Here is a 4,143-nt window from a genome sequence, read left to right on the forward strand (position 1 = left end):
CGAGCGGCCCTGGGCGGCGCAGTCCGCCGACCCCGAACGGCCGTGGGCCGAGCGATCGGGCGAAGCCGGACGGCCTTTTGCGGCGCGCGCCGAGCAGCCTGCCGACCCTGAGCGGCCCTGGGCCGAGCAACCTGGAGAGGCCGAGCGGCCCTGGGCGACGCGCGCTGAACAGCCTGCTGACCCTGAGCGGCCCTGGGTCGAACAGCCTGGTGAGGCTGGGATGCCTTGGGTGGGACGCGCCGAGCAGCCTGCCGACCCTGAGCGGCCCTGGGCCGAACAGCCGGGTGAAGCCGAGCGGCCTTGGGCGGCGCGCGCTGAGCAGGGTGCTGATCCTGAACGGCCTTGGGCTGGGGGGTTGGCTCGGGAGCAGGGTGGGCGAGGGGATGTCGGGGCGAGCGGGAGGGCGGCGGCGGACGTCGAGCGGCCCTGGGGTTCGCAGGAGCGGCCGTGGGCCGAGCAGCCGGCGGCGCAGGGGAGGCCGTGGGCGGAGCAGCCGCAGCAGTGGAACGCGGGGCGGCCCGAAGCGCAGTCGTACGGTGGTGGGAGTGGGCGTTCGCGGTCCGATGTGGAGCAGTGGCTGCCCGACGACGGGCCGCGGTGGCGTGGGCCGCTGCTGGCGGGGCTGGTCGCGGCGCTGCTGACGGCGCTGCTCGTCGTCGGCTACGTCTTCTGGAAGAACGAGGACGACGGCAGCGGAAACCTGGCCGCCGACCCCGGCACATCCGCCACGAAAGAGGACAAACCCGCCGCGGAGCAGCCGTCGGACGACTCCGGCGACAAGGAGCCGTCAGGGGACGCGAAGGCGCAGGCCACGGCCGTCGACGACATCCTCGCCGACATGACGTCCAGCCGTAAGAAGCTGTCGAGCATCAGCTACACGTGCGCCGACAAGAGCGACGACCTGTCGACGTTCCGCAAGGCGATCACCGAGCGCAAGCAGCAGCTCGACGACGCCGACGCCCTCGACGTCGGCGCCCTCGACCAGGGCGACGAGCTGAAGAGCGCACTCAAATCGGCCCTCCAGACCTCGATCGACGCCAACGAGCAGGCCGTCGAGTTCCTCGAGGACGAAGGCGGCTGCGACGGCGACGCCGCGGACCGTCTCCAGGACTGGAACGACAAGGCCGGAGCCGCGAAGACCAAGTTCCTCGACCTCTGGAACAAGGTCGCCGCCGACCACGACCTGCCCGACCGCAAGCGTGAGGACATCTGAATCTCGACCGAAACCCCCCTGTGGATAAGTCGGTTCGGGGTGTTTGCGGTGTGCATCATGAAGAGGTGATGACAGCGCAGGGACCTTGGTTCCGGATCGAAGCGATCCCCGTCCCCGAACGGGTCTCCTCCGCGGAGTGGGATTTCGTGACGGTGCTGCCCGCCGTGCTCTCGGCGGCGCAGCAGCGGCGTCCGTTCGTGGTGGGGTGGCTGTCGCGCGGCGGCGGGTCGCCACTGGAGCTGGTGACGAACGCGGGCTCCGCCGACGGCAACCTGCTGTTCCCGAACGGGGCACGCGGCTCGGAGTGCGGTGACGGCTGGCTGGCCGACGCGGCACGCATGGTGTGGACTCGCTGCCCCGGCCGGCAGGCCCCGCCGCTGGCGACGGCGCAGGAGCAGCGGTCGTCGCTGTTCGAGCAGATGCTGGTCACGCTGCTGGGTCGGCCGTTCGGCTGGCTGGTGACGGCCGATCCATGCCCCGAGCAGATGCTCGACGCCGAGATCAGGGAGCTCCGGCACGAGCTGCGCATCCTCCGCCGTGACGACCAGAGCGGCGTGGAGCGGGCGGAGCGCCGGCTGGCGGAGCTGGACGCGTTCCGTGAGGCGGGGCTGTGGAACGTCCGGGTGATGGCGGGTGCGGCGACCCCGGCGGAGCTGGAGCAGATCGCGCCGGTCCTGGTCGGTTCGATGGAGCTGGGCCACCATCCGTACCGGCTGCGGACGGGGCGTCAGCTGGGGGCGTTCGGCGAAGCGCTCGGCGGCTCCGAGGAGGGGTTCCCGTTCGTGGCGTCGGCGGGGGCGCTGGCGGCGCTGGCCGGGCTGCCGCGGCGTGAGGTGCCGGGCGTGCGGGTGCTGGATTCGGGTTTCTTCGACGTGACGTCCGAGACGCCGGGCGGCGGGCTCGACCTCGGCGCGATCCTGGACGGGCAGGACAGGGTCGTCGGCCGGTTCACGGTGCCGTTGGAGACTCTGAACAGGCACGCGTTCGTGACGGGCGCGACGGGCTCGGGCAAGTCGCAGACCGTCCGGCATCTGCTCGAACAGCTCACCAAGGCGGGTGTGCCGTGGCTGGCGATCGAGCCGGCGAAGGCCGAGTACGCGGCGATGGCGGGGCGGATCGGGCATCCGGTGACGGTCGTGAACCCGTCCGATCCGGGCGCGGTGCCGCTGTCGTTGAACCCGCTCTGCCCGGAGCCCGGCTATCCGGTGCAGGCGCATATCGACATGGTTCGGGCGCTGTTCCAGGCGGCGTTCGACGCCGAGGAGCCGTTCCCGCAGATCATCGCGCAGGCGCTGCAGCGGGTGTACGAGTCATGCGGGTGGGACGTCGTGACGGGCGGCGCGAAACCCGGCCCGAACATGGTGCCGCCGGCCGTCCCGACTCTGGAGCAGCTCCAGCAGGCGGCGCTGGAGGTGATCGACGACGTCGGGTACGGCAAGGAGCTGATGTCGGACGTCAAGGGGTTCGTGGACGTCCGGCTGCGGTCCCTGCGGATCGGTTCGGCGGGCCGGTTCTTCGAGGGCGGGCATGACGCCGACATCGGGGGGCTGCTGCGCGAGAACGTCGTGCTGGCCATCGAGGACGTGGCCAACGACGAGGACAAGGCGTTCCTCATGGGCACGCTGATCATCCGGGTGGTGGAGCATCTGCGGATGCGGGAGCGGACCGCCAAGTCGAGCGGGCTGCGGCATGTGATCGTCATCGAGGAGGCGCACCGGCTGCTGCGGAACCGGGATTCGTCCAGCGCGCACGCCGTCGAACTGTTCGCGGGGCTGCTGGCCGAGATCCGGGCTTACGGGGAGGGGATCGTGGTGGCGGAGCAGATCCCGGTGAAGCTGATCCCCGACGTCGTGAAGAACACCGCGTTGAAGATCGTCCATCGGCTGCCGGCCTTTGACGACCGGCATGTGGTGGGGTCGGCGATGAACCTCGACGCTGATCAGTCGCGTGAGGTGGTGTCGCTGCGGCCGGGCGTCGCGGCGGTGTTCGCGGACGGGATGGACCGGCCGCTGCGCGTCCGGGTGCCGTGGGGTGAGGACAGGGAGGAGGCCGTGCCGGGGCCGCCGCCGCCGATCTCGGGGCGCCGTTCGGTCGCGTGCGGCACGGAGTGCAAGGGCGGCCGTGCCTGTTCGCTGCGGGAGCTGCGGGAGGCGGATCTGCTGTCGGGTTCGGCGGAGCAGGCGTGGCTGCGGCTCTGGGCCGACACCCTGGTGCTGGCGCATCTCACCAACCGGACGCTGCCCGCGGTCCCGCCCGAGCTGGGGCGTGCCTGGTCGAAGCTCGCGCCGCGGCTGCGGGAGTGCATGTTGGCGACCGTCCTCGACCGGGCGATCGGGCGTCGGGCGCTGGCGTTGCGCACGGCGTTCGATCCGGCGGATCTGACGACGGCCGTCACAGCCGCGGCCACGGGGCTGCTCAACGCCTACGGGGCGAGGCCCGCGCCGGAGCCGCCCGGCCCCGCGTTCGTGATCCCGCAGCTTCGCTGGCTGCACGAGCTCGACAAGCTCTTCCCGCTGGACGCCCCGGCGCCCGACCCTCATGCGCTGGCCCCGCCGCTCGACTACGTCCTGCCTGGCCTGCGCCAGCAGGCCCCTGACGCGAAGCTCGGCCAGCGTCTCCGCTCGCTGCGCCGCCACCCCCTGTCGACGGACCTGCCCGCCAACCGGCCCGTCGCCCTGACCGCGCTGCTGGGCACCCAGCCCGACCCCTACGAGGAGGACCTCCCCACCGTCACCGTCGGCCTCGACCCGGCCGACCACCTCGACCATCTCTCCTCATCACTACACACCCCCTGGCTCCCATCCGTGCTCACCTGGCCCGACCGCTTCATCGACCCACCCCCCGACCCCGCCACCCCCTAATGGGAGCTACCGGGTGAGCCTCACTGGCAGACTCGGTGCCTGGTAGCCGCTGGTGAGTGAGCACTCTCA

At 71.8% G+C, this 4,143-nt stretch carries 2 protein-coding genes; both read left to right on the plus strand.

Features of this window, described 5'->3' with window-relative positions; all coding sequences use genetic code 11:
* The first annotated feature begins 355 nt into the window (after positions 1–355).
* Positions 356–1,213, plus strand: coding sequence for a hypothetical protein (locus ACYVE7_RS30420; RefSeq protein WP_460369548.1), 858 nt, complete (start codon positions 356–358; stop codon positions 1,211–1,213).
* Positions 1,214–1,281: 68 nt separating this feature from the next.
* Complete coding sequence (locus tag ACYVE7_RS30425; RefSeq protein WP_460369550.1) at positions 1,282–4,074, plus strand: ATP-binding protein; 2,793 nt, start codon at positions 1,282–1,284, stop codon at positions 4,072–4,074.
* The last annotated feature ends 69 nt before the right edge of the window (positions 4,075–4,143 follow it).

It is taken from the genome of Actinocorallia lasiicapitis (genome assembly GCF_054778695.1).